This window comes from Jeotgalicoccus halotolerans (assembly GCF_003387165.1).
Lineage (GTDB): Bacteria > Bacillota > Bacilli > Staphylococcales > Salinicoccaceae > Jeotgalicoccus > Jeotgalicoccus halotolerans.
Genome location: NZ_QUMW01000009.1, coordinates 100,567 through 123,988 on the forward strand (window position 1 = coordinate 100,567; position 23,422 = coordinate 123,988).

The 23,422-nt window shown below is 41.2% G+C and carries 25 protein-coding genes and 1 riboswitch; of the genes, 19 read left to right on the plus strand and 6 right to left on the minus strand.

Annotated elements, in window-relative coordinates; genetic code table 11:
* Positions 1 to 10 precede the first annotated feature (10 nt).
* Positions 11 to 478: a hypothetical protein gene (locus tag DFR63_RS01800; RefSeq protein ID WP_115884038.1), complete on the plus strand. Its 468-nt coding sequence runs from the start codon at positions 11 to 13 to the stop codon at positions 476 to 478.
* A 102-nt stretch (positions 479 to 580) separates the two neighbouring features.
* On the opposite strand, the gene DFR63_RS01805 is transcribed toward DFR63_RS01800, so the two are convergent.
* A complete protein-coding gene (locus tag DFR63_RS01805; RefSeq protein WP_115884039.1) occupies positions 581 to 1,168 on the minus strand; it encodes a DUF4352 domain-containing protein in 588 nt (195 codons plus the stop codon).
* A gap of 75 nt (positions 1,169 to 1,243) precedes the next feature.
* Positions 1,244 to 2,161: a 1,4-dihydroxy-2-naphthoate polyprenyltransferase gene (locus DFR63_RS01810; protein WP_115884040.1), complete on the minus strand. Its 918-nt coding sequence runs from the start codon at positions 2,159 to 2,161 to the stop codon at positions 1,244 to 1,246.
* A gap of 116 nt (positions 2,162 to 2,277) precedes the next feature.
* Between DFR63_RS01810 and DFR63_RS01815 the strand changes: the two genes are divergently transcribed.
* The 5 genes from DFR63_RS01815 to menE are packed head-to-tail and all read left to right on the plus strand — an operon-like array spanning position 2,278 to position 8,326.
* A complete protein-coding gene (locus DFR63_RS01815) occupies positions 2,278 to 3,672 on the plus strand; it encodes an isochorismate synthase (RefSeq protein ID WP_115884041.1) in 1,395 nt (464 codons plus the stop codon).
* Positions 3,635 to 5,302 (plus strand): 2-succinyl-5-enolpyruvyl-6-hydroxy-3-cyclohexene-1-carboxylic-acid synthase, encoded by a 1,668-nt coding sequence (gene menD, locus DFR63_RS01820; protein WP_115884042.1) that lies wholly within the window; start codon positions 3,635 to 3,637, stop codon positions 5,300 to 5,302. Before DFR63_RS01815 ends, menD begins: the two co-directional genes overlap by 38 nt.
* Positions 5,289 to 6,083 carry a 2-succinyl-6-hydroxy-2,4-cyclohexadiene-1-carboxylate synthase gene (gene menH, locus DFR63_RS01825; RefSeq protein ID WP_115884043.1) on the plus strand — a complete coding sequence of 265 codons (795 nt, stop codon included), beginning with the start codon at positions 5,289 to 5,291 and terminating at the stop codon, positions 6,081 to 6,083. The genes menD and menH overlap by 14 nt, the downstream gene beginning before the upstream one ends.
* Entirely contained in the window at positions 6,080 to 6,898 is an 819-nt protein-coding gene (gene menB / locus DFR63_RS01830; RefSeq protein WP_115884044.1) for a 1,4-dihydroxy-2-naphthoyl-CoA synthase, read from the plus strand. Before menH ends, menB begins: the two co-directional genes overlap by 4 nt.
* 57 nt (positions 6,899 to 6,955) lie before the next feature.
* The gene (gene menE, locus DFR63_RS01835) at positions 6,956 to 8,326 is read left to right on the plus strand and encodes an o-succinylbenzoate--CoA ligase (RefSeq protein ID WP_115884045.1); all 1,371 of its coding nucleotides are present in this window, start codon (positions 6,956 to 6,958) and stop codon (positions 8,324 to 8,326) included.
* 28 nt (positions 8,327 to 8,354) lie between these two features.
* On the opposite strand, the gene yidD is transcribed toward menE, so the two are convergent.
* Positions 8,355 to 8,588, minus strand: coding sequence for a membrane protein insertion efficiency factor YidD (gene yidD / locus DFR63_RS01840; protein ID WP_115884046.1), 234 nt, complete (start codon positions 8,586 to 8,588; stop codon positions 8,355 to 8,357).
* A gap of 75 nt (positions 8,589 to 8,663) precedes the next feature.
* On the opposite strand from yidD, the gene ytkD reads away from it, so the two are divergent.
* Positions 8,664 to 9,122 (plus strand): RNA deprotection pyrophosphohydrolase, encoded by a 459-nt coding sequence (gene ytkD / locus DFR63_RS01845; protein WP_115884047.1) that lies wholly within the window; start codon positions 8,664 to 8,666, stop codon positions 9,120 to 9,122.
* Between the two features lie 193 nt (positions 9,123 to 9,315).
* On the opposite strand, the gene pckA is transcribed toward ytkD, so the two are convergent.
* Complete coding sequence (pckA, locus tag DFR63_RS01850; RefSeq protein ID WP_115884048.1) at positions 9,316 to 10,890, minus strand: phosphoenolpyruvate carboxykinase (ATP); 1,575 nt, start codon at positions 10,888 to 10,890, stop codon at positions 9,316 to 9,318.
* Positions 10,891 to 11,188: 298 nt separating this feature from the next.
* Positions 11,189 to 11,292: riboswitch (SAM riboswitch) on the plus strand.
* Positions 11,293 to 11,390: 98 nt separating this feature from the next.
* On the opposite strand from pckA, the gene metK reads away from it, so the two are divergent.
* The 3 genes from metK to DFR63_RS01865 all read left to right on the plus strand — a co-directional run bounded on the left by metK (position 11,391) and on the right by DFR63_RS01865 (position 14,970).
* On the plus strand, positions 11,391 to 12,575 hold the full coding sequence (metK, locus tag DFR63_RS01855; protein ID WP_115884049.1) for a methionine adenosyltransferase: 1,185 nt from the start codon (positions 11,391 to 11,393) through the stop codon (positions 12,573 to 12,575).
* Between the two features lie 29 nt (positions 12,576 to 12,604).
* Positions 12,605 to 13,513, plus strand: coding sequence for a nuclease-related domain-containing protein (locus DFR63_RS01860; RefSeq protein ID WP_115884050.1), 909 nt, complete (start codon positions 12,605 to 12,607; stop codon positions 13,511 to 13,513).
* 77 nt (positions 13,514 to 13,590) lie between these two features.
* A complete protein-coding gene (locus tag DFR63_RS01865) occupies positions 13,591 to 14,970 on the plus strand; it encodes an NAD-dependent succinate-semialdehyde dehydrogenase (RefSeq protein ID WP_115884051.1) in 1,380 nt (459 codons plus the stop codon).
* Positions 14,971 to 15,109: 139 nt separating this feature from the next.
* Here DFR63_RS01865 and DFR63_RS01870 read toward each other — a convergent pair whose 3' ends face one another.
* Complete coding sequence (locus DFR63_RS01870) at positions 15,110 to 15,322, minus strand: hypothetical protein (protein ID WP_115884052.1); 213 nt, start codon at positions 15,320 to 15,322, stop codon at positions 15,110 to 15,112.
* Positions 15,323 to 15,515: 193 nt separating this feature from the next.
* Between DFR63_RS01870 and DFR63_RS01875 the strand changes: the two genes are divergently transcribed.
* From DFR63_RS01875 to DFR63_RS01910, 8 genes are all read left to right on the plus strand, one after another.
* Positions 15,516 to 16,163: a DUF2975 domain-containing protein gene (locus tag DFR63_RS01875; protein WP_115884053.1), complete on the plus strand. Its 648-nt coding sequence runs from the start codon at positions 15,516 to 15,518 to the stop codon at positions 16,161 to 16,163.
* A gap of 14 nt (positions 16,164 to 16,177) precedes the next feature.
* On the plus strand, positions 16,178 to 16,393 hold the full coding sequence (locus DFR63_RS01880; protein ID WP_092598221.1) for a helix-turn-helix domain-containing protein: 216 nt from the start codon (positions 16,178 to 16,180) through the stop codon (positions 16,391 to 16,393).
* Between the two features lie 73 nt (positions 16,394 to 16,466).
* The gene (locus DFR63_RS01885) at positions 16,467 to 17,315 is read left to right on the plus strand and encodes a patatin-like phospholipase family protein (RefSeq protein ID WP_115884054.1); all 849 of its coding nucleotides are present in this window, start codon (positions 16,467 to 16,469) and stop codon (positions 17,313 to 17,315) included.
* Between the two features lie 122 nt (positions 17,316 to 17,437).
* Positions 17,438 to 18,148, plus strand: a complete 711-nt coding sequence (locus DFR63_RS01890) for a threonine/serine exporter family protein (protein WP_115884711.1) — start codon at positions 17,438 to 17,440, stop codon at positions 18,146 to 18,148.
* 12 nt (positions 18,149 to 18,160) lie between these two features.
* Positions 18,161 to 18,616 (plus strand): threonine/serine exporter family protein, encoded by a 456-nt coding sequence (locus DFR63_RS01895; protein ID WP_092598228.1) that lies wholly within the window; start codon positions 18,161 to 18,163, stop codon positions 18,614 to 18,616.
* Between the two features lie 15 nt (positions 18,617 to 18,631).
* Positions 18,632 to 19,207, plus strand: coding sequence for a GNAT family N-acetyltransferase (locus DFR63_RS01900; protein WP_092598231.1), 576 nt, complete (start codon positions 18,632 to 18,634; stop codon positions 19,205 to 19,207).
* Positions 19,208 to 19,272: 65 nt separating this feature from the next.
* Entirely contained in the window at positions 19,273 to 19,941 is a 669-nt protein-coding gene (locus tag DFR63_RS01905) for a GOLPH3/VPS74 family protein (RefSeq protein WP_115884055.1), read from the plus strand.
* A 112-nt stretch (positions 19,942 to 20,053) separates the two neighbouring features.
* Positions 20,054 to 21,580, plus strand: coding sequence for a Na+/H+ antiporter NhaC family protein (locus tag DFR63_RS01910; RefSeq protein WP_115884056.1), 1,527 nt, complete (start codon positions 20,054 to 20,056; stop codon positions 21,578 to 21,580).
* 53 nt (positions 21,581 to 21,633) lie between these two features.
* On the opposite strand, the gene DFR63_RS01915 is transcribed toward DFR63_RS01910, so the two are convergent.
* Entirely contained in the window at positions 21,634 to 22,551 is a 918-nt protein-coding gene (locus DFR63_RS01915; RefSeq protein ID WP_162842259.1) for an aminoglycoside phosphotransferase family protein, read from the minus strand.
* 89 nt (positions 22,552 to 22,640) lie between these two features.
* Between DFR63_RS01915 and DFR63_RS01920 the strand changes: the two genes are divergently transcribed.
* A complete protein-coding gene (locus tag DFR63_RS01920; RefSeq protein WP_115884058.1) occupies positions 22,641 to 23,381 on the plus strand; it encodes a DUF429 domain-containing protein in 741 nt (246 codons plus the stop codon).
* Positions 23,382 to 23,422 lie beyond the last annotated feature (41 nt).

The window sequence follows — 23,422 nt, forward strand, 5'->3', positions numbered from 1 at the left end:
TGGAAAATATATGGATCCTTTATCAGTCTGGTTAGATTTAGTTGTACTGCTGGCTTTATTTATCGCCTCAGTTTCCGGTCTAGGTATTTACTTTTCAAGAAAACGTGCGGAAGTTATGACGACACAGCCGCTTCTGATGATAGACGAAGTCGGCTGGAGAAAGGACGACCGCGGGAAATACATGATGTTCCGTGTCGAAAATAAAAATGATAATCCATTTCACATTGAGAAAGTTTATATTAAAGGTTATGATTTTACGACAAAATACCATTACATTAAAGAGAAAGAAGAAAATGATGTAGTGATTCTGAAATTTTATATGCAGCCCGATCAGACAATGAACTTCCGCATCCGTATTTTATACAGAGACTTCAATAATAAAAGTCATATTATGATGTCTGTGCGTATGGATATGGAAGACGGAGAGCTGACATACGAGGCAGAGGGTACGAAGTTTATCCTCACAAAAAGAAAATAAGTATTTAAGAACGCCTTATGATAAAATGAGGTGTTTTTTTCATAAAAATTCCAAATAAAATTAAACAAAAAACAGCGCCGTGTCACGGCGCTGTTTTTAGATTTATTCTTCGCTGTCAGCAGGTGCTGAATCAAGCTCGATTTCATGGTCTAGTGATTCAGTTTCTTCAAGCGGATTTTCACGGGCCTGCAGGTGTGTTGCGAGTTCCGGATCAAGCGGACCGTAGGCAACGACTGCAGCTGTGTTTTCTCCCGGTTCCACTAATTCATTGGCCGCGGCTTTTCCGTCTGCAAATTCACCATCGTCTTCAAGGTCCATCGTGTAGTTATCTGTCGGTGCTTCGCCTTCATCACTCACCTGGCGGACTGCTAAGTCCAGACTGAATGCTTCAGACGGGCTTGCTGCGCGTTCAGAAGTATTGGAGAATTCAAACTCAACTGCCACTGCCTGAACCGTTGTATCATTCCCTTCAGCGTCAACAGCCGGTACTTCAACCGGTGTAAAGTTTGTGAAAGTGTAATCCCCGTTGACCCCAGAGTATGATAATTCTTCCTCTGCCGCTTCTTCTGTTGTTTCTTCAGCCGGAGTTTCTTCCTCTGTGCCTGCTTCTTCTGTGCTGTCTCCATTACACGCGGCAAGTAAAAGCATACTTGCAAGACCTCCCGCGAATAACGTACGTTTTAACTGCATGATAAATCCCCCTATATTGTTTGTTTCAACTATATTATATTCTTCACAGAGCTGAAACACAATTTTCAGAAAAATTTATATGCCGGTCATCCCGTAAATAATCAAACCGATGGTCAAAAGCAGTCCCATAATTGTATTCAGCTTGCCCATCGATGCCATGGCTGGAATCAGTTCAACCGGTGTATTTCCTTTACGCATCAGCATAATTGTTTTCAGCGCAAGCGGAATAGACAAGAGCGGGATGAGCAGAAATACCGAGCCCATCGGCGTAAAGAAGGCCAGGTATATTAAAAATACATAACTGAACAGGAGCAGGGCTGCAGCAATCATTACCGCAAACGGCTTACCAACAAGAATGACATAAGTTTTGCGGCCGCTCGCCTTGTCCTTTTTCCGGTCGCGTATATTATTTGCCATATTGAGTAAACCTATTGTAATTGCCGGAGGTATGGACATTAATAAAGGAAATACATGCAGTGTGCCTGTGTGAATAAAAAATGTAATCATAATAATTACAGTGCCCATAAAGAAACCTGCAAATATTTCACCAAACGGTGTCCATGATATCGGCACAGGGCCGCCTGTGTAAAGATAACCGACCGCCATTGATACAGCACCAGCGATAAGTATCCACCACGATGAATTTATCGTAATAATAATTCCGATTACAGCGGCGATGCCGTAAAATATAAGAGCGATTGTCAAAACGAGACGGGGACTCATGCCATTTCTTACAATAGCACCAGCGATACCGACGGATTCATGTGAATCCAGACCGCGTTTAAAATCGTAATATTCGTTAAACATATTGGTAGCCGACTGTATTAATACTGTAGCGATCAGCATAAGGAAAAACATTCCCCAGCGGATGTCAGCAAATAACAATACACTTGCCGTCCCGACAAAAACAGGTACAAAACTTGCTGTCAGTGTATGCGGACGCGTCAGCATTAAATATTTTTTAAATCCTGTATGTACTTGTGCTTCCTGCATGACTTTCTCCTTTAAAACATGATGGTTATAATTTTATCATATTTAAGTGTTGTCCATACACACGGTAGGTAAAAAATGATAAAATAAAGCTAATTATGATGAAAGTAGTGTGACTCATGAAATTACAATCGTCTCGAACATTTATAGAGAGTATCAGTCTGGATTCCGACAGGCAATATCTTACACTGCATATTCCTATGGATGAGTATAATATTGACGAAGAAAAAATATTTACATACTTTGATGAATCGAAGGGTTCACGCTATTGGTTCAAGTCAAAAGATAACACGTATAATGTTATCGGAATCAATTACATCGAAAGTATGTGGCGTGATAAGTTTCAGCCGGAATCGGCAGCGGACAGTAAGAAAACACTGTTTGCCAAACTGCAGCAGGAGATGCTCGGTGATGATCTGAAATCGAAACTGAGCTTATTCGGCGGAACATTATTCGATGATAAAGATACGACTGACGAGTGGAACGACTTTAGAATGATTGAATTTCATTTGCCGGAATGGCAGTTTGATCTGAAAAATCACGAAGTGTTTTTAACTCGTGAAAAAACAGAATTAAATATGGAGGATGTGCTCGATGAAGTTGACGGGGTGCTGTCGGCGATAGAAAATACTGAACTCACCGAGAAAGAAAAACCGGTCGTTAAAAGTAAACGCGATATTTTTCCAAATGAATGGAAAATGCTCGTTGAAGAAGCAGTAAATAATTTAAACGACGAGTTTAAAAAAGTAGTGCTTGCCCGTCAGAAACTCATCACTTTTGAATCGAGAGCAAAACGGCTTTATTTAATCAGACGGTTAAAAGACGAAGCTGACACGTACACGATTTATTATGAAAAAGGCAAATCGACTTTCGTTTCGAAAACACCTGAAAAATTATTTTCAATCCACGGAGAGGAACTGGCTACGAATGCGATTGCCGGTTCAATTCAGCGCGTCGAAGACAGCCGGGAGAATGATTTGCAGAAAGACTTTTTACTGAACGATGAAAAAAATCTTTTTGAACACCGCGTTGTCAGAGAATCAATCGTCAGTGATATCGTGCCGTTTTCAGAAGGGCTGAACTACAAAAAAAATCCGCTGCTGCTCGAAAATAAATATATATATCATTTGTTCACGCCGATTCAGGCTATGCTGAAGAAGGATGCGGATGAGTTTAAAATATTAAAACAAATTCACCCGACCCCGGCAGTAGGCGGCCTGCCGAAAAAGCTGGCGAAAGATTATATTAAAGATCATGAATACGGCACAAGAGGACTGTACGCAGCGCCGCTTGGCATTATTCATGAAGACAAAGAATGTGAGTTTGCCGTCGGTCTCCGTTCCATGCTGATTTCTGCACGCAGCGCGACACTTTTTGCCGGGTGCGGCATTGTGAAAGGCTCGGATCCGGAAGCTGAATTTTTGGAAACAGAAGTTAAATTCACACCGATGCTGAACGTCTTGGAGGCGACTACTAATGAGCTATACGGAAGCACTAACGACACAAACATTTAGTATCATAGATGCACTGTACGAATACGGTATGAATGAACTGGTTATCAGCCCGGGTTCACGCTCAACGCCGCTTGCTATCGCGGCGGAGCTGCATGAAGGGATTAAGACGTACATTCATCCCGACGAACGGGGTGCAGGGTATTTCGCCGTCGGGCTGACTAAAAAAAGACGTCAGCCGGTCGGTATATTATGTACATCCGGCACAGCAGCAGCGAATTATACACCCGCTGTCAGCGAAGCGGGACTAAGTCATCTGCCGCTCATAGTACTGACCTCGGACCGTCCGCACGAGCTTAAAAATGTCGGTGCGCCGCAGGCGATTGAGCAGCATAATATGTACAGCAATTTCGTACGCTATCAGACGGAACTGCCGATTGCTGACAGTCATGACAGTGCAGAATCATTAATTAACGATAAAGTGCTGCAGGCCAGCCAGTATTTCAACGGCATTAATATGGGGCCAGTGCATTTTAATATCCCGGTCCGCGAACCGATTATGCCGAATGTTGAACGTCTGGACTTATTTAAGCGGGTACAGAAATCAATGATCCCAGCGACTACTGTCCCGGGGCATATTGAAAAACTAAAAGGCACAGGTCTTGTTTTTATCGGTGAAACAGCAGAAGATTTAACACCGCTTGTGTCTGTTTTGGAACAAGGCAATCTTATTGCTGTCTGCGATCCGCGGCAGAATCTGCGAACATTTGTTAAAGATGCCATTGTTAATCACGATATGATGTTTTCAAATTTCAGCGAAAACCATCGCCGGTATATCGAAGACAATATTGATTTTATTATCCGTATCGGTGAGCCTGTAACTTCAAAACAGACCAATGCATTCTTAAAACAAACGGCTGTGCCGCAATATTTAATCAGTGAATTTCAGGACATCAAACCCTTCCCGGTCACACCAGATGAAACATATGTCGGCACAATCAATGAAATTCTTCCAAGGCTGATTGCTGATAATTTTAAGAGCGATACTAAAGAGCGCTTCACAGACTTATCAAAAGTGCTTCATAAGTATATAGATGAGCATATTTCCGGTTTTGACGATGAAGGCAGATATGTCTACGACATTATCAGAGAGACCGATGCGTCCCGCACATTTTTCCTATCCAGCAGTATGCCGATCAGAGACTTTGAGCGTTTCGATACACGTGTTGTCCATGATGTATTCGCGAACCGCGGCGCCAACGGTATTGACGGTGTGATTTCCAGCGCCCTCGGCCTCGGCACCAAAGAGCCGGTGACCATGCTGATTGGAGACGTATCGATGAATCATGATATTAACAGTCTGCTGCTTGCAAAACTTGAAAATATCGACTTTACGATTATCGTCTTTAACAATAACGGCGGCAATATTTTCAGCTATCTGCCGCAGTATGCACATAAACCGCACTTCGAAAGATTGTTCGGCACACCGCTTGATCTCAATTTTGAGCATGCCGCGAAGCTTTACGATTACGAATATATTCATATTGAAAATTCGAATGAATTAACAAAAGAAATGCTGAATAAAACCGGGCGTCAGATGATAGAGATTAAAACAGACAGAGAACATAATCTCGAGAGTCATAACGAGCTGAAAGCCCGGCTTAAAGAGCTGGTGGACAATGCTGAATTTTAATTATGAGCTGCTCGATAACAAGCGGGACAAAACGATTATGCTGCTGCACGGGTTTTTATCGTCTAAAGAAAGTATGAGAAGAATCGCAGAGGATTTAAGCAGCGTACGTAATGTAATTCTTGCAGATCTACCCGGTTTTGGCGGTACATTAAGCACGCCGCATGATTACCGTATGGAAGATGTTACAGGAGGACTTGTAAATATTGCAGACAGAGAAGGTATTAACACTTTCGATGTGCTCGGCTACTCGATGGGCGGCCGGGTCTCTCTGGCCTTAGCAGCTGACTTTCCAAAAAGAATTGATAAATGCATACTGGAAAGCGCCTCGCCCGGTATCGCTGATGAAGAAAAGCGCGCGGAACGGCTTCGAATTGACCGTGAGCGCAGCAGTTTTATAATTAGCGATTATAATGAATTTCTTCAGTTCTGGCAGGGTATGCCGCTGTTTTTGACTCAGCGTAATGCAGACCGATCAGTGCTGCAGGCCCAGCACGAAGAGCGACTGCAGCAGACACCGGCGGAAGCTGCAGACAGCCTGTTAAAATACGGCACGGGTGTACAGCCCTCGTACTGGGATAATTTAAGCGGACTTGAGAGCAGTTTTTATTTACTGGCAGGCAGTAAGGACAAGAAATTTGTGGCAACAGCTGAAACGATGTCAGAACGTTTGAAAAGTGCTAAACTGAATATAGTTGAACATTGCGGTCACAATATTCATCTTGAAAATTACAAAACTTACATAAGGTTAGTACGAGAGTACCTAGAGGAGGATAACTCATGACAAGAGTTTGGGAAACAGTTAAAGAATACAGTGAAATTAAATATGAATTTTATAATGGTATTGCTAAAGTAACGATCAACCGTCCGGAAGTGCGCAATGCATTCACGCCGGATACTGTTGCAGAGATGATTGATGCATTCACGCGCGCACGGGACGATCAGCGTGTTTCGGTAATAATTTTAACTGGTGAAGGCGACCTTGCCTTCTGTTCAGGCGGAGACCAGAAAAAACGCGGACACGGCGGCTATGTAGGGACAGATGAAGTACCACGTTTGAACGTTCTTGATTTACAGCGTTTAATCCGTGTTATTCCTAAACCTGTTATCGCTATGGTTGCTGGTTATGCAATCGGCGGCGGCCACGTGCTGCACGTTGTATGTGATTTAACAATTGCTGCTGAAAATGCACGTTTCGGCCAGACTGGTCCTAGGGTCGGTTCATTTGATGCCGGTTACGGTTCAGGTTACTTAGCGCGTATCGTCGGCCACAAAAAAGCGCGTGAAATCTGGTACTTATGCCGCCAGTACGACGCACAGGAAGCACTGGACATGGGCTTAGTCAACACAGTTGTACCTTTAGAGCGTCTGGAAGACGAAACTGTCGAGTGGTGTGAAGATATTATGAAACACTCACCGACTGCACTCCGTTTCCTAAAAGCTTCGATGAATGCTGATACAGACGGATTAGCCGGGTTACAGCAGCTTGCAGGAGATGCAACACTGCTTTATTACACTACAGATGAAGCGAAAGAAGGCCGTGACGCGTTTAAAGAAAAACGTGAACCGAACTTCGATCAATTCCCTAAATTCCCGTAAATTGCATATTTTAAAATATAACACCCGTCTATGATGGGTGTTTTTGAGGTGAAGTTAATGTCATACAAATGGCTGGAAACAGCAAGTTTTACTTATCCTGACAACATTGCTGTGAAATACAAAGATGAATCTCTGACGTATCAGATGCTGTATATGCATGCACATTCACTCGGTACACAACTGCAAGCCCTTAAATTAAAACGAGTCGGTTTGTATATCGATAATTCATTGGACTCTGTAAAACTGATTCACGGTCTGATGATGCTCGGTGTGGAAATGGTAATGCTGAACACGCGGTTAACTCCGGGTGAACTTAAGAACCAGCTGGAGGATGTGTCAGTCACAACGGTCATTGCGACCTTGCCGGCTGAGATTCCCGGAGTGGAAGTAATTCAGTACGAAGATTTGCTTCAGCTTGAAACGCAGACTTTTATCGTCAACAATCCTCAGCCGGATGATATTTTATCGATTATGTTTACGTCCGGAACAACGGGGCGCGCTAAAGCAGTGCCGCAAACATATAAAAATCATGCAGCATCTCACTTAAATTGCCGGCAGCATTTTAATTATGACAGTGACAGCACCTGGCTGATGGTTAACCCGATTTTTCATATTTCAGGACTGTCAATCCTGTTCAGAACTGTAATGACAGGCTGTACGTTAATCGTCGAAAATAAGTTCGATGAGGCGCGCGTATGGAATATTTTAAGCCGGGATAAAGTGACTCATACGAGTATGGTGCCTGTTATGCTGAAGCGCCTGATGAAAATAGAAGGCACACATCATCTCGAAGGACTGCTGCTCGGCGGCGCGAGTACAACACCGTCGCTGCTGGAAAAAGCAATGAACAAAAATCTGCCGGTGTATAACTCATTCGGCATGACTGAAACATGCTCCCAAATTGTTCAAATTTCTTATAAAGATGAAAAGATTTTAAGCGGGACTGTTGGGAATATTCAGGATTATGATATTAAAGTCGACGAAAATACAGGAGAACTCCTGATTAAAGGCGGAAGTGTTGCGAACGGTTATTTAAATGCAGATATGAAGAAAGAAGACGGATACTTTAATACAGGAGATCTCGCGGAAATTGACAGCGAGGGTTATCTGTATATTTTAGACAGACGGACTGATTTGATTATCAGCGGCGGCGAGAACATTTATCCGAAAGAAATAGAGGATGCGGTATACTCGCTCAGCGGCGTCGATCGCTGTGTTGTCATTAAAAAAGGCGATGAAGAGTGGGGCAGTGTGCCGGTGCTGCTGCTGGAAGAAGAAGTGGACGAGGCATTGCTGCTCAATCACTTAAGTAAGCATCTGGCAAAATACAAGCTGCCAAAGGAAATTCACTATGTCGATAAAATTATTGTGACATCGACCGGAAAGATTTCACGCAGTCAGAATCAAAAAATGTTTCTCGGCCGTTAAATACAGGTATGGAGCATTAAAGAGATAATTACTGATGTTTTTTCTTTTCGTTTACAGGGACTGGATCAAAGCCGCCTTCATGAAACGGATGGCATTTTGAAATGCGCTTAGCAGCCATGAAACTGCCCTTCATTGCGCCGTGTTCAGCGAGAGCTTCCAAAGCATAATTTGAACAGGTCGGGTAAAAGCGGCAAGTCGGTGGCGACATTGGAGAAATATATTTCTGGTAAAAATGAACGGAGCCGATTAATACTTTTTTCATTACAGTATCACCTTTTAAAATTAATACAACTATTGTAAGCTGCTAGATGCAAGAGTGCAACCGGGAGGATTCTATATGAAAACATTTACTGATTTTAAAGGCAGACATGTTACATTGAAAAACAGTTACGTTGAAAATACGAAACATGTACTTATAATCCCTAAATTTAACGGCCAGTTTTTACTGACAAACCATAGAGAGAGGGGACTGGAATTCCCCGGCGGGAAAGTCGAAAATGGAGAAGCACTTGTCGAAGGTGCTCAGCGCGAACTCTATGAAGAAACGGGCGGTCTCGTGGGCGACATGCATTTTGTAGGTACATATACCGTTCACGATGGCGAGGAGACATTCAGTAAAGCAGCATTTTGCTGTAATATTGAACGGCTGGATCAGCTGAAACACTATCATGAAACAAATGGCCCAATGCTGGTGGACCATATAGACGATATTCCTGAAGAAGATAAAAGTTTGCTTTTGAAAGACGATTGTATCGTTTATTTATATAATGAAGTCAGAGAAAACGGCTGTCAGTAGTGAAGGCTGAAATAAGAGACCCCGGAACAATGAAATTATTCCGGGGTCTCTTCATTTTGAAATGCTGCGAGTACGTTGTGAAATCGACAACGTTCATAATAAGTGTCCCTGTAGAAAATATGCAGCGAGCCTGCCGATTCCAACAAAAAATCCCAGGATAATCAATATCCCGGGATTCTGCAATCAAATATATTTAAAACCCGCCTTTTTCAGCAATCGCAGCTGATTGTTCACCGAATTTTTTAAAGTTTTCAATGAACTTATCTTTAAGTCCTTGTGCTTTTTCAGTGTATGCATCTTTGGATTCCCAAGTGTTAATTGGTGCAAGAATTTCTTTCGGTACACCAGTCACTGCTGTTGGAATTGATAAGCCGAACATTTCATCTTCAACGAATTCACCTAATTCGAGTTCACCGCTGATAGCACGGCGTACCATTGAACGTGTGTGTGCAAGATTCATACGCTTGCCGACGCCGTATTCGCCGCCTGTCCAGCCTGTGTTTACAAGATAAACGTTAACTTCATGCTTGTCGATTAAATCTCCGAGCATGTTCGCATATACTGTCGCGTGCAGCGGCAGGAATGGTGAACCGAAGCATGTTGAGAATACCGGCTGCGGTGTAGTAACGCCGCGTTCAGTTCCTGCAAGTTTAGATGTAAATCCGCTTAAGAAGTGGTACATTGCCTGATCTTTGTTTAACTTGGCGATTGGAGGAAGTACTCCAAATGCATCTGCTGTTAAGAAGATGATCGTTTTTGGATGTCCTGCAACTGAAGGAATGCGCGCATTATCGATATGGTCAATCGGATATGCTGCACGTGTATTCTCAGTCAGTGAACCGTCATCGTAATCAGGATTGCCGTCTTCATCGATCACTACGTTCTCAAGTACCGAACCGAATTTAATGGCTTCAAAGATTTCAGGCTCTTTTTCTTTTGATAAATTAATAGTTTTAGCGTAGCAGCCGCCTTCGATGTTAAACACACCATCGTCATTCCAGCCGTGCTCATCGTCACCGATAAGATCGCGTTCCGGGTCTGCAGAAAGCGTTGTTTTACCTGTACCTGATAAACCGAAGAATAATGCAACATCTTTGTTTTCGCCGACGTTGGCACTGCAGTGCATGCTGAGCACGCCTTCTTCAGGAAGCAGGTAGTTCATAATTGAGAAGATTGATTTCTTCATTTCTCCGCCGTATTCAGTACCGCCGATAAGAATGATTTTCTTTTCTAATGATACAAGGACGAATACTTCAGAACCCGTACCATCGACCTCAGGGTCTGCTTTAAAAGTAGGTGCAGATACAATCGTAAATTCAGGATCGATTGCAAGTGCTTCTTCTTTTGTTTCAGGACGGATAAACATTGTTTTCGCAAACATGTTGTGCCAGCTGAACTCATTAACAACCTGAAGTTTCAGTTGTGTATGCGGGTCTGCGCCTGCATAACCGTTAAAGACAAATAATTCTTCTTTGTCATTTAAATATGTAGTAACTTTATCGAATAAGTTATCGAAAATTTCCTGTGAAATAGGCTGGTTGACCTCGCCCCAGTCAATCTTGCTGTCGGATACGCTGTCTCTAACGATAAAACGGTCTTTCGGGCTGCGGCCTGTGTATTCTCCAGTCTGCGCGCGAAGTGCTCCTGTATTTGTAAGTACTGCCTCTTTGCGTCGTAAAGATGCTTCGACAAGTTCAGCGTTTGATAATTGTTTGTGAGTAGAAGGTTTATTAACAAGACCTTCGATTAAACTTTTATGGTTAACCATGATTCGCCTCCAAGTATTTTCATTAACGAAGTATTTAGAAATTAGTATAACACATTCGTTTTTATGTTTACACAATAACAGGATAACGTTTTTGAATATTGAATTGTTTTTTGCAATGCTGGTTCATAAGGTGAATTTATATATCATTATAAAAATTATAAGTATATGTTTATAAAATTAAGGATTTTTCACAGCTTGCTGTTGAGTTTTATAGTTTAATTATCTAAAAGCTGCTGCAAATAACTTTCGTTAATCTTGATTTGCTCATTCCAATAATGTAAGATAAATAATAAGTTATCTCTTATCCAGAGGTGGTGGAGGGATTCAAACCCTGTGAAGCCAGAGCAACCTCCTTTTCAAGAAAGGTGCTAAAGAATGCAGAGTAATTCTGAGCGATAAGGGAAAAGGGCGAGCCTTTTTCTCTGTTTATTATGGAGAAAAAGGCTTTATTTTTTGCTTTTGAGAGATAGCTAAATTAGCTATAAAGGAGAAATTTTTAAATGTCAGAACGTAAATTATTTACTTCGGAGTCAGTTACAGAAGGGCATCCCGATAAAATTGCAGACCAGATTTCAGATGCGATTCTCGATGCAATTTTAGAAGGAGATCCATACGCGCGCGTCGCTTGTGAGACTGTAGTTAATACAGGTCTCGCTATGATTGTCGGGGAAATCAGTACAGAAACTTATGTAGATATTCCGAGAACAGTCAGAGAAACAGTTAAAGAAATCGGTTATGTCGATGCAAAGTACGGTTTTGATTATAAGACGATGTCAGTACTGACCGGTATCGATGAACAGTCTGAAGATATTGCAGTCGGTGTGAACAATGCTTTTGAAACGAGAGAATCTCAAGGTGTATCTACCGGTGCAGGAGACCAGGGTTTAATGTTCGGCTATGCAACAAACGAAACGAAAGAGTTTATGCCGCTGCCAATTTCATTAGCCCATAAAATTTCACGCCGCTTAACTGAAGTGCGTAAAGATAATACAATTTCATACTTGCGTCCGGACGGTAAGTCGCAAGTCACGGTGGAATATGGAGAAAACGGCCAGCCAAAACGTGTCGATACGATTGTTATTTCAACGCAGCACCATGAAAACATTCCGGCAACTGAAATATATGAAGATATTTTAAAACATGTCATTCAGGCAGTGGTTCCTGAAAACCTATTAGATGAAGAAACTAAATATTTCATCAATCCGACAGGGCGGTTTGTGATCGGCGGGCCGCAGGGAGATGCCGGTTTAACCGGACGTAAAATTATCGTCGACACATACGGCGGCTATGCGCGTCATGGCGGCGGTGCATTCAGCGGCAAGGATCCGACAAAAGTAGACCGCTCTGCAGCATATGCTGCGCGCTATATCGCAAAGAACATAGTAGCAAGCGGTGCCGCTGATAAATGTGAAATTCAGCTCGCATATGCAATTGGTGTATCACAGCCGGTTTCTATTGCTGTCGATACTTTCGGCACAGGGAAATATAATGAAGAAAAAATTACAACAGTCATCAGAGAACTGTTTAATTTATCACCAGATGGTATTATAGATATGCTAAACTTGAGAAGACCAATTTATAAACAAACTGCGAGTTATGGACATTTTGGTCGCACTGACATCGACTTGCCTTGGGAAAGACTGGACAAAGTTGATGCTCTAAAAGATCTTCTTAGAAATAGCTAATTTAAGCAGTTCGGAAAGAGAGGAACAATATGAATACTGATATTTTTACAGATCCGATTTTTATCGCGGTCGCAGCAGTCCTTCTTATTATTGCAATCTGGTTTTTAGTGTATTACTTTAAACACCGCAAGGAAGTTAAAGCTGTAAAGGAAACGCATGCGAAAGAAAGAGCATCTCTGGTTGAAAAATACGAGAGTACGCACGAGGAAGAACGTTTAGAGCACAAGAAAGAAATGTCGACTTTAAATGAGAAGTATCATAATGATACGACGCTTCTCGATAATAAGCTTTCCAGTCTGCATCAGTTTACTGTAGATAAAGGCGAATATTTAACAGACCTTGCTTTAATTCAGTTAAAGGAAAAACTTGTTAAAGAGGAAAAGATCCGTGAAACGGATATGATTATTCTTTCAAATATTTATTTACCATCAAGAAATTATACAAATACGCGTAAAATAGACCATTTAGTATTAACACGTACTGGTATTTACTTAATTGATTCTAAATACTGGAGCGGGCATATTTTACACGGTGTAAATGAAAATCAATTTGAAGAAGTGCCTTATATCGAATCATTCTTTGATCTTCTTGAACTGAACAAACAGCACGAACAGACATTGATTTTTGAAAAAGCAGATGCTGAAAATGTCTCTGTGAACCATTACAATGGTGTGATTGATGAAACGAAAGTTACTGCTGAAAAACTTAAGAATAAATTTAAATTACAGTATGATATCGTACCGATTATTTACTTTAACCCGAAAGATAATGGTAATTATTCAATTACTAATTATTCTGAAGATCCATCAATCCGAGTGATTGTCGGCCAGGAAGATTTAGAAGCATTCTTCCTGAAATATGTATTCCACGGCAGATTCCAGTACACAGTCAAAGACCTGGATGAAATTGCGAATGCATTAATCGATCAGAGTCTGTAACTCTTATATTTTGTAAAATAAAATTAATCGTCCTATAATTATTTATAGGACGATTTTTTATTATGGAGGGAATTTTAATGGCAGAAGAACTGATTGTAACTAATCCGGCAACAGGTGAAGAAGCAGGCCGCGTCGACAAAGATACGAAGGATTCGATTGAGAAGAAAATCCGCATTGCCCACGAAAAATTCCAGGACTTTAGAAAAATGAGTGCAGCAGACCGTTCGGACTTACTATTTAAATGGGCGGAAAAAATTGATGAAAATAAGCAGGAGATTGCAGAACTGGTCACACTGGAAGGCGGCAAACCGCTGGCGGAAGCACTGGGAGAAGTTGACTATGCCAACAGTTATATTAAATATTATGCTGAAGAGGCAAAAAGAATATACGGACGCACAGTACCGGCAAACGGTGATGACACGAGAATTGTTGTCACAAGACACCCCATTGGTGTCGTCGCAGCGATTACACCGTGGAACTTCCCGGTAGCGATGATGGCACGTAAAGCAGCGCCTGCAGTAGCAGCTGGAAATACGTTTATCGTTAAGCCGGCCAGTGCAACACCGATGTCGGCGATGAAATTTATCGATTTGGCTGTCGAAGCCGGTTTTGATCAAGGCGTGATTCAATACGTTAACGCTTCCGGCCGGGATGCCGGTGAAATATTTACAAGTTCAGATAAAATAATGAAGCTGACTTTTACCGGTTCAACTGAAGTCGGTAAACAATTAATGAGTGATGCAACAAGTACTGTTAAAAACGTTACGATGGAACTCGGCGGCCATGCACCGCTAATCGTTCATAGCGATGCGGATATAGAAAAAGCAGTTGATGGGGCGATTGCATCTAAATTTAGAAATGCAGGTCAGACTTGTGTCTGTGCCAACAGGTTTTACGTCCATGAAGATGTACTGGATGAATTCACCGAAAAATTTACTGAAAAAGTCAAAGCGCTTAAAGTCGGAAACGGTATGGATGACGATGTTAAAATTGGACCGTTAATCGATGAAGACGGTTATAACAAAGTGATGAAACACATTGGAGATGCGGTTGAAAAAGGCGGTCAGGTGACGACTGGCGGCAGCGGCAATCATTCAGGCGGCTATTTTGTTGAACCGACTGTGATTACTAACGTGACGGATGACATGATCTGCATGTCTGAAGAAACGTTTGGTCCCTTGGCACCGATTCAGAGCTACTCTAATTTAGATGAAGCAATTAAAAAAGCAAATGGCACAGAATACGGACTTGCAGCGTATTACTTTACTGAAAGCTATAAAACAGGTATCCGTTTAACCGAAGAATTGGATTTCGGTGTACTCGGCTGGAATAACGGCGCACCAAGTGCGGCAAATATCCCGTTTGGCGGCATGAAAGAAAGCGGCGTCGGCAGAGAAGGTGCGCCGGAAGGACTGGAACCTTATACAGAAACTAAAGTCACTTCTATAAAATTATAATTTTTAAAGCGTCAAATACAAAAGATTATTGAACGTAATAAATTTTATACAAGACAAAGAAATCCGTATGTTAGATTCCTATAGGAAGCTGACATACGGATTATTTATATTGGTAATATTTATGCCTCAGCTGTTATGTTTACTTCTCTTTAACGTGATTACTCTTTTCTGCTGCTTCTGCATCTTTTTTAACATTTGAGCGGACAGCTAAAGATAAAAATGCGACGACTGCAGGCATGAACAGCGAATTTAATACATTGACCTGGTCCAGGAAAAAGTACTGTACGGCAAGTAATATCGCCAGAACAATAATGTACATAACAATAAAGCGGATTAATTTTTCTTTATTCATAAGCGCTCCTTTTGTAAGCGTATTCTTTCTTAACAGTTTGGCAGTAAAACTAAACAATATCAATAAAAACTTTCTTCTCAAAAAAATATAAATATACGTTTTAGATTAATTATTTAATGATAAACATTAAATAATTATTGAATTAGATTAAAAAGGATGCTATATTATAAATAAGAATATGGAGGGGATAAAAATGGAAGAACAAATCGTAGTGCACAAACGTTTTAAAACACTTGCCACAGTGATGTATGTATTGTCGTTTATCGTCATGATCATTGATGGACTTGTTGCAGCTGGTGTCGTAATCGGCGGAATCGTCCTCGCAATTATGCCTGTTGATGAAGTGATGGGGATATTATCAAACTTAACGATGGATGCTTCTTTAGAAACACCGGGCGGAGCCGTTACTATTACAGAGGAAATTTTGTCCTATGTCAATCTGGACAAAACAATGCTGATGCTTCTTTTACTTCTGTCACTTCTGAATGTGTTAATCATTCTGTTTATCATCATTCTCGTTAACAGATGGCTTGCCAACTTGAGAAAAGGCAACATTTTAACTGTACAGAACAGCAAATATATTGAGTATATCGGCTACAGCTTTGTCGCTTTTGCACTGATGGAAATGCTGATGTCTATTGCGGTGTCGCTGCTTATAAAAAGTTCAATTGCAATATCGGAATTACCGGCGGATTTCCGCGAATTCTTTGATATAGAAAACATAGGAATTACTTTCGATATCAATCTTATACCAGTATTCGCAGGGATTTTAATCTGGATGATTGCTAAATCTTTAAAATATGGTTCGTATCTGCAAGATGAATACGATCAGACAGTATAGGCGGGGTGAGACAGATGATTGTTGTGAGACTGGACAGAGTACTTGCAGACCGCAAGATGGCACTTGGTGAACTGGCAGAAATCGTAGGGATTTCAAATGTCAACTTATCAAATTTAAAAACCGGCAAAGTTAAGGCGGTGCGATTTTCGACCCTTGACGCTATTTGCAAGGCGCTGAATTGCCAGCCGGCTGATATTTTGGAATATCAGGATGATGAAGAAATGAATTAGATGACGGACTTTGGTTTCCTGTGATACGTTTAATAGTAATATGACTTCAAAGAGAAATAAGGAGCAGGATATAATGAATGGTACAGGACTTGTTTTAGAAGGCGGCGGTATGCGCGGTATATACACTGCGGGCGTGCTGGAATATTTTCAAAAAGAAGGGATACACTTTCCGTATGTCATTGGCGTATCCGCCGGTGCCTGCATGGCTGCATCGTACTTATCAGAACAGCCGGGCAGAAATAAAAAGGTGAATATCGATTTTGTAAATGATAAACGGTATTTATCGTATATGAATTTAATTAGAAAAGGCGAATTGTTCGGCATGGACTTTATATTTGATGAGATTCCGAATAAAATTGTGCCTCTGGATATTGGGAAAATTATTTCTGGACCTGAGGAGTTTGTTATCGTCACGACGAAATGTGATACGGGAGAACCGATGTACTTTTATAAAGAAGATTACGATGATAAAACGCTCGGCACCTTGCTGAGAGCATCGAGCTCCATTCCGTTTTTCGCTGAAGCAGTTGAACATAACGGTATTCATATGCTGGACGGCGGCATTGTCGACCCGCTGCCGATTGTAAAGGCGGAAAGTGACGGACTCACTAAAAATGTAGTCGTCCTGACTAAACCGAGAGGCTATTATAAAAAGCCGAGCAAAATATCCAACATTGTAAATTATAAAAAGTATCCAAAAGTCGACGAACGGATGAAAATCAGATATAAACATTACAATGACCGGCTTGATTATATTTTTGAACAGGAAGAAAAGGGTAATATCATTGTGATTGCACCTAGCGCTGATGCGGGTGTCGGACGGACAACGCGCAACCGTGACAAGCTGGAACAGTTATATGAACTCGGCATCTCAGATGCAAAAGAGAAATGCCAGGCGATCAAATCGTTTATAAATGAATAAGGATGATAAGCTTTAGCTGATGCTGAAGCTTATTTTTTATATAATAGACATTGGAGGTGTTGTGGGTGACGGAAGAAAAACTTCACATTGATGATCATGAAGAGCAGATTAAAGATGTTGTTATGCTCGCAGCACGCATTCTGCTGGAAGCAGGTGCTGAAGGGACGCGGACTGAAGAAACGATGAATTACATAGCGTCTCATTATGGTTTTGTTAAAAATAACAGTTTTGTCACGAATACGGTCATTAACTTTATTTTGCACGACCAGTCTTATCCAAGAATTTACAGAATAAAAGAACGGAATACCAATTTAATTAAAATTTCCAAAGTCAATACTGTATCAAGAAAATTAGTTAGAGATGAATTGACACTTGATGAAGCTTACAAAAGACTTGAGGAAATCTATGTTAAAACAAAAGACCACCCGCTGTGGTTTAAAACAATCGCTGGTGCACTTATCGGACTCAGCTTTTTGTATTTACAGGACGGTATGAAAATTGATATTTTAACTGTGCTGTTTGCCGGCGGAATTGGTATTTTAGTCACCGAAATGATAAAAAAACGTATGCGCACTCAATTTATACCGGAGTTCTTTGGAGGATTGAGTATTGCCCTGGCTGTCGTTGCCGGACATTATTTTATTCCCGGAGGGAACTTATCGGTAATGCTGATTTCATCGGTGATGCCAATCGTTCCAGGTGTGCTGATTACCAATGCGATCCAGGATCTGTTCGGCGGTCATATGATGATGTTCACGACTAAATCATCAGAAGCACTCGTCACATCTTTTGCTATCGGTGCCGGTGTTTCTGCAGTTTTAATATTCGCTTAAGGAGGAGAAATGATGGAATGGTTATTAAACTTACTATTTAGCTTTACCGCATCATTCTTTTTTGCTGTCGTATTCGATGCGCCTAAAAAATTATTTCTCCCGGCGGGTATTGTCGGTGCGCTCGGCTGGATGATGGGGCAGACAGCGGGAATGCTGTTCGATTTGCCGCTGGTTATGGTAAACTTTATCGGTGCGTTTACACTGGGGATAATGAGCCATGTCATGGCCAGGGTGTATAAAGAACCGTCGACTATTTTCTTAATACCGGGAATTATTCCGTTTGTACCCGGCGGGCTGGCGTACGATGCGACCAGTAGCATTATATTATCGGATTATACCGGTGCGGTAAATATTATCATGGAAGTCATTATCAGTGCCGGTTCGATCGCAGCAGGGATATTATTTGCAGAACAATTCGCCCTGCTGTTTATTAAAAAAAGACGTGTATTTTTCATGAAAAAAAGATAACTGAGGAGCTTAATTATGGAAATTAGAAATTATCAGGCAAGTGACGAAAGAGGCTGGGTGAGATGCCGGGTTTTATCGTTTTTAGATACGGCGTACTACGACGATGTTCATAGAGAGAAAGAAAAGTTTGAGAATCCATCGATCGAACTTGTCGCAGAAAAGGATAATCAGATCGTTGGACTGATCGACATTGAATATGACACAGAAGATGAAAAAGTATGTTCAGAAGAGGGCACAGGCGGCATGATTTGGCATTTAGCTGTCCATCCTGATTATCAGAATGAGGGTATCGGCAGCCAGCTGATGGAACGCGCTTCTGAAGAAGCGATTAAATTGAATCTGGAATTTTTAGAAGCATGGACGCGCGATGCCGGCAATTCGGCAGCATGGTTTGAAAAGAACGCTTATAGACAAGTGGATGAGTACTATCATCTGTACTTATCAGATCAGGATATGGCGCATACAGTACAGCCGGGGGATGATAATCTTCAACCTTTATACATGTTCGCTCAGTATACCGGAGATAATATCGAACAGTTTGAATCGATTGAAAGAAAGTATAAATGCATGTGCTACATTAGAAATTTGTAATTAAATGGATTGTTTAAACTAAGATCTGTGATGGTATTGATAAGTGACCCCAGGAGGTGTCTTTTATGTTTACAATAGCAGAATCACTCATCTTACTTGGTACCGACGATGAAAAAGGTACATCAGTGTCGTCAGCGAGCCTGGGATACGGTCTCGCCGGTTCTATACTGGCAGAGCTCGCTATGATGGAACGCCTGAGCCTTGAAGATGATAAAGTAATTATAATCGATGATACATTGACCGAAGTATCGTACTTCAATTCTGTGATTGAAGAAATTAAAGCCGATCATAAAGCGCGTACAGTGGAATACTGGGTAAACCATTTTGCCAATAATACGAAAGCGGTACATGACCCGGTATACTTATCATTAGTCGATAAAGGCATATTAAAAGAAGAGGATAAAACGTATTTTTTCTTTTTCAATACAAATGTCTATCCTACGGTGGATGACCGTCCGGAGCAGGCAATCAGAGCGCATGTCAAAGATATTGTATTTAACGGTAAAGCGCCTGATCCTGAAATTGCACTCTTATTAAGTATAATAAAAACATGTGATTTAACAGCAGAAGTGTTCGGTAAAAAAGATAAGAAAGCTGCTGAGAAAAAACTGGATGAGATAATTGATAATAACGAATACGGCAAAGCGGTCAGCAAGGCGGTTGAAGACATGGAAGCGGCGATATTAACCGCAGCGACAACCGCGGTCATGACCACAACAGTGATTAATAATTAAAGATTAAGGTAGAGGCGGAGCTTATGCTCTGCCTTTTTCCTGTTTTCATAAAGCCCGGACTGATGTATTATTAAAAGATATTGATATTACAAGTGAGAAGGGTGTTTACGAGATGGAATATGGTTTGTTATCACTGCTTCCGCCGCTATTGGCAATTATTATTGCCATCATTACTAAACAGACCGTCGTTGCCTTATTTTTAGGTGTATGGTTTGGTGCAACGGTAATGAACGGCTGGAATCCCGTTTCAGGCTTTACATATACAGTGAATGAAATTATGGTTCCGTCAATTGCGGACCCGTGGAATGCGTCACTTATTCTGCTGGTTGTATTTACTGGCGGATTCATTAATGTGCTTCGTTCTACAGGGGCCGGCAAGGCATTTGCAGAATTTGCGACGAAGAAAGTGAATACGCGTCAGAAAGGCCAGAACTTTGTCTGGGCAAGCGCCTTCCTGTTTTCTTACACAGAACCGGTATTAATACTCGGAACTGTCACGCGGCCGATTACTGACCGCTTAAAGATATCGCGTGTTAAACTCGCATACATCGTCGATTCGATGGGGAGCCCGGTTGCTTCGATGTCACCGATTAGTGTGTACGCACCGTTTATTACGGGTCTAATCGCGACCCAGCTGGCAGCGCTCAGTTTATCGGAAAATCCATGGTCGCTATTTATACAGATGATTCCGTTCCACTTATACGGAATTTTTGCGATTGTCGGTGTACTGCTTGTAATCAATATGAAAATTGATATCGGCCCGATGTATAAAGCAGAACAGCGCGCGATAAAAACCGGTAAATTATACGGAGAATACGATAAGTTAATGGTTAAAGATACCGGAGAGGAAGCCCCGATTGATGCAGATATCTTCAGTTTTCTGATTCCGCTGGCTCTATTGTTTATTGGAATCTTCGGTGTGATATTCTGGACTGGGGATATTAGCGCAAACGGACTTGCAGGCTCATTTTTAAATGCGGACATTATCTTTGCGATTACAACAGGATTTTTCCTCGGTTCAGCCGGAGGAATGCTGTATGCAAAGCTGCGCTACAAACAGCCGCTGGAAGAGCTCTTGAACGGATATGTAGACGGTGTTATGCAGGTTATGATTGTACCTGTCATTTTAGTTATGGCATGGTCAATAGGAACAGTCGCAACTGAAATGGGACTTGGAGAAGTCATTGCGCATTACGCAGGAAGCTACCTGCCTGCATTTTTAGTACCGGTAATTATCTTTTTACTAGGCGGACTGATTGCCTTTGCGTCAGGAAGCTCATGGGGAGTGTTCTCAATTATGCTTCCGATTGCGATTCCTATGGGGATTGCACTTGATTTAGAACTGGCACTAGTTATCGGAGCGGCAATCAGCGGCGGGGTATTCGGCGACCATTGTTCACCAATATCAGATACGAGTATTATGTCGTCCACAGGGTCAGCTGCAGACCATATGGAACATATCCGTACGCAGCTGCCGTATGCAATCATTATTGCACTGTCAGCAGGCACGGGATTCCTGATGACCGGATTAACACAAAATTCAATTCTCGGTATTATTACGACTGCAGCTGTACTGGTTCTGATACTGCTGTTTGTTAAAAACAGAATGAAAAAGAAATATCCAGCTGCATCCGAGTAAAAAAAGCACTGAAATCATTTAACAATGATTTCAGTGCTTTTTCATGTTTGATTCTAATATTTCTTATACCATTTCGGAATAGTCAGTTCAAAACGATCATACCAGCCGAGAATCTCAGTATAGGAACGTCTCATCGTTTTAATTTCTTTATCGCCAAAAGGAAGTGCCCATGGCAGGGAAGACAGCATGTTAGCTGAGATATATAAAAGCAGCAGTTTCCAGAATTCATCTGGCACATCGTTATTAAAATAACCATCGACTCTGCCGCTGGCAAAAGCGGAACTGGTACTCGCACACCAGGTAATTCTATTGAATTCCTCATATGCTTCACCGGTATCATGACGGTCGAAGTCTATAATATGCAGCTTATTATTGCTGTCAATCAGCATATTGCCAATATGAAAGTCACCGTGGTGCTGCACATTTCTATTATTATCAATCAAGTGTCTATATTTACTGATGGCGTCCATTAAAAGGTGACCGTTATCATACTTCAATTCGCAGTCATTATACATTTTTATTTTCTTATCAATTTTTCTGTTATATCTTGTCTTCCATGATTCTTTGTCTTCACTGACAGGTTTAAAACTATGAATCTCAGCTAAAATTTCCCCAGCTTTGATGCCAAAGTTATACTGCTCTGATAAAGTGAAATTATTAATTACATCTCCTGCATCATTGCCATCGATCCAGTTTAGCAGCAGGAAATAATAAGTATCATTTAAACACTCACCATGTGCAGCAAGTTTGTGAGTAGGGATATTTTTTTCCCTAGATTGCATTAATAAGTCTTTGTGCTCCAGGTACGCCTGCTTATTTTTAATATCAGTCATTCTAAGTAAATACTTCTTAGCTTCAGTTACAACGATAAACTTATGATCATTGGACCATCCTTTATTAAAGGGAGTAATAGATTGAATATTTTTAAGCGGCAGTTCTGATAAGAGAGAATTAATCATCACTTCAGACATTTTAACCATCCTTAATATTAATAAGTTAAGACAATTATAATATACTTGGAGTATCATCAATAATGATATTCGGAAAGTGAGTGATAAAAATGAAATTTATCGGGATAGATCTGGCATGGACTTATAAAAACGAAAGCGGCATTTGTGTCATGGATGAGAACGGGGAAGTGCTCATCCTTGAATCTGCAGTATTCAGCGATGAAGATATCGTTAAGATTATTAAAAACTACAGCGATGAAATGCTGCATATCGCAATCGATGCACCGCTCGTCGTTAATAATGAGACCGGTTCACGTCAGGCGGAACGCGATCTGCAGAGAGGCAGAATCCACGGGCATCGTCTGTTTGCGTTTAACTCCAATAGAACATTTATGACTAAAGCATATAAAGGAATAAGAGGAGAGGTGCTGAGTCAGTTAATTAAAGAACATCTTCCAAATATCAGCATCGGTATGAATGATAAGGGCTCGAATATTATTGAGACATTTCCGACGGGTATAGTAAGCGGCTTATTTCCGGATATTTTTCCGGTTAAATATAAACGTAAAAAAGGAATGACATTTGAAGAAACAGTTGGTCAGATGAAGCTGCTGACAGAACGTATTGGCCTGCTTGAACAGCGGGGTATTATATCCGGATTCAAAGAAAAACTGATGGTGGATGAAGCAGCGATTAACCGGAAACATCATAAGCACCTGGAAGATAAGCTGGATGCTGTCCTGTGTACTTTAGGACATTATCTGATTTATAAAGAGATGGCTGCTGCGAGAAAATTCGGCACAGATAAAGATGGTTTTATACTTCTGCCGGAAGCTCTTGAAGAAATATAGTTTACACTTGTGATTTTTTTCGCAATAAATTATAATATAAG

Bases quoted from the DNA above. Each gene is read 5' to 3' on its own strand.
- DFR63_RS01815 (WP_115884041.1), top strand. From the start codon at position 2,278: ATGAAATTACAATCGTCTCGAACATTTATAGAGAGTATCAGTCTGGAT.
- DFR63_RS01885 (WP_115884054.1), top strand. From the start codon at position 16,467: ATGAATGGTACAGGACTTGTTTTAGAAGGCGGCGGTATGCGCGGTATA.
- DFR63_RS01890 (WP_115884711.1), top strand. From the start codon at position 17,438: ATGCTCGCAGCACGCATTCTGCTGGAAGCAGGTGCTGAAGGGACGCGG.
- DFR63_RS01875 (WP_115884053.1), top strand. From the start codon at position 15,516: ATGGAAGAACAAATCGTAGTGCACAAACGTTTTAAAACACTTGCCACA.
- yidD (WP_115884046.1), bottom strand. From the start codon at position 8,588: ATGAAAAAAGTATTAATCGGCTCCGTTCATTTTTACCAGAAATATATT.
- DFR63_RS01910 (WP_115884056.1), top strand. From the start codon at position 20,054: ATGGAATATGGTTTGTTATCACTGCTTCCGCCGCTATTGGCAATTATT.
- DFR63_RS01870 (WP_115884052.1), bottom strand. From the start codon at position 15,322: ATGAATAAAGAAAAATTAATCCGCTTTATTGTTATGTACATTATTGTT.
- DFR63_RS01895 (WP_092598228.1), top strand. From the start codon at position 18,161: ATGGAATGGTTATTAAACTTACTATTTAGCTTTACCGCATCATTCTTT.
- pckA (WP_115884048.1), bottom strand. From the start codon at position 10,890: ATGGTTAACCATAAAAGTTTAATCGAAGGTCTTGTTAATAAACCTTCT.
- DFR63_RS01865 (WP_115884051.1), top strand. From the start codon at position 13,591: ATGGCAGAAGAACTGATTGTAACTAATCCGGCAACAGGTGAAGAAGCA.
- menD (WP_115884042.1), top strand. From the start codon at position 3,635: ATGAGCTATACGGAAGCACTAACGACACAAACATTTAGTATCATAGAT.
- DFR63_RS01860 (WP_115884050.1), top strand. From the start codon at position 12,605: ATGAATACTGATATTTTTACAGATCCGATTTTTATCGCGGTCGCAGCA.
- metK (WP_115884049.1), top strand. From the start codon at position 11,391: ATGTCAGAACGTAAATTATTTACTTCGGAGTCAGTTACAGAAGGGCAT.
- DFR63_RS01900 (WP_092598231.1), top strand. From the start codon at position 18,632: ATGGAAATTAGAAATTATCAGGCAAGTGACGAAAGAGGCTGGGTGAGA.
- DFR63_RS01920 (WP_115884058.1), top strand. From the start codon at position 22,641: ATGAAATTTATCGGGATAGATCTGGCATGGACTTATAAAAACGAAAGC.
- DFR63_RS01810 (WP_115884040.1), bottom strand. From the start codon at position 2,161: ATGCAGGAAGCACAAGTACATACAGGATTTAAAAAATATTTAATGCTG.
- menB (WP_115884044.1), top strand. From the start codon at position 6,080: ATGACAAGAGTTTGGGAAACAGTTAAAGAATACAGTGAAATTAAATAT.
- DFR63_RS01800 (WP_115884038.1), top strand. From the start codon at position 11: ATGGATCCTTTATCAGTCTGGTTAGATTTAGTTGTACTGCTGGCTTTA.
- menH (WP_115884043.1), top strand. From the start codon at position 5,289: ATGCTGAATTTTAATTATGAGCTGCTCGATAACAAGCGGGACAAAACG.
- DFR63_RS01805 (WP_115884039.1), bottom strand. From the start codon at position 1,168: ATGCAGTTAAAACGTACGTTATTCGCGGGAGGTCTTGCAAGTATGCTT.
- menE (WP_115884045.1), top strand. From the start codon at position 6,956: ATGTCATACAAATGGCTGGAAACAGCAAGTTTTACTTATCCTGACAAC.
- DFR63_RS01915 (WP_162842259.1), bottom strand. From the start codon at position 22,551: ATGTCTGAAGTGATGATTAATTCTCTCTTATCAGAACTGCCGCTTAAA.
- DFR63_RS01905 (WP_115884055.1), top strand. From the start codon at position 19,273: ATGTTTACAATAGCAGAATCACTCATCTTACTTGGTACCGACGATGAA.
- DFR63_RS01880 (WP_092598221.1), top strand. From the start codon at position 16,178: ATGATTGTTGTGAGACTGGACAGAGTACTTGCAGACCGCAAGATGGCA.
- ytkD (WP_115884047.1), top strand. From the start codon at position 8,664: ATGAAAACATTTACTGATTTTAAAGGCAGACATGTTACATTGAAAAAC.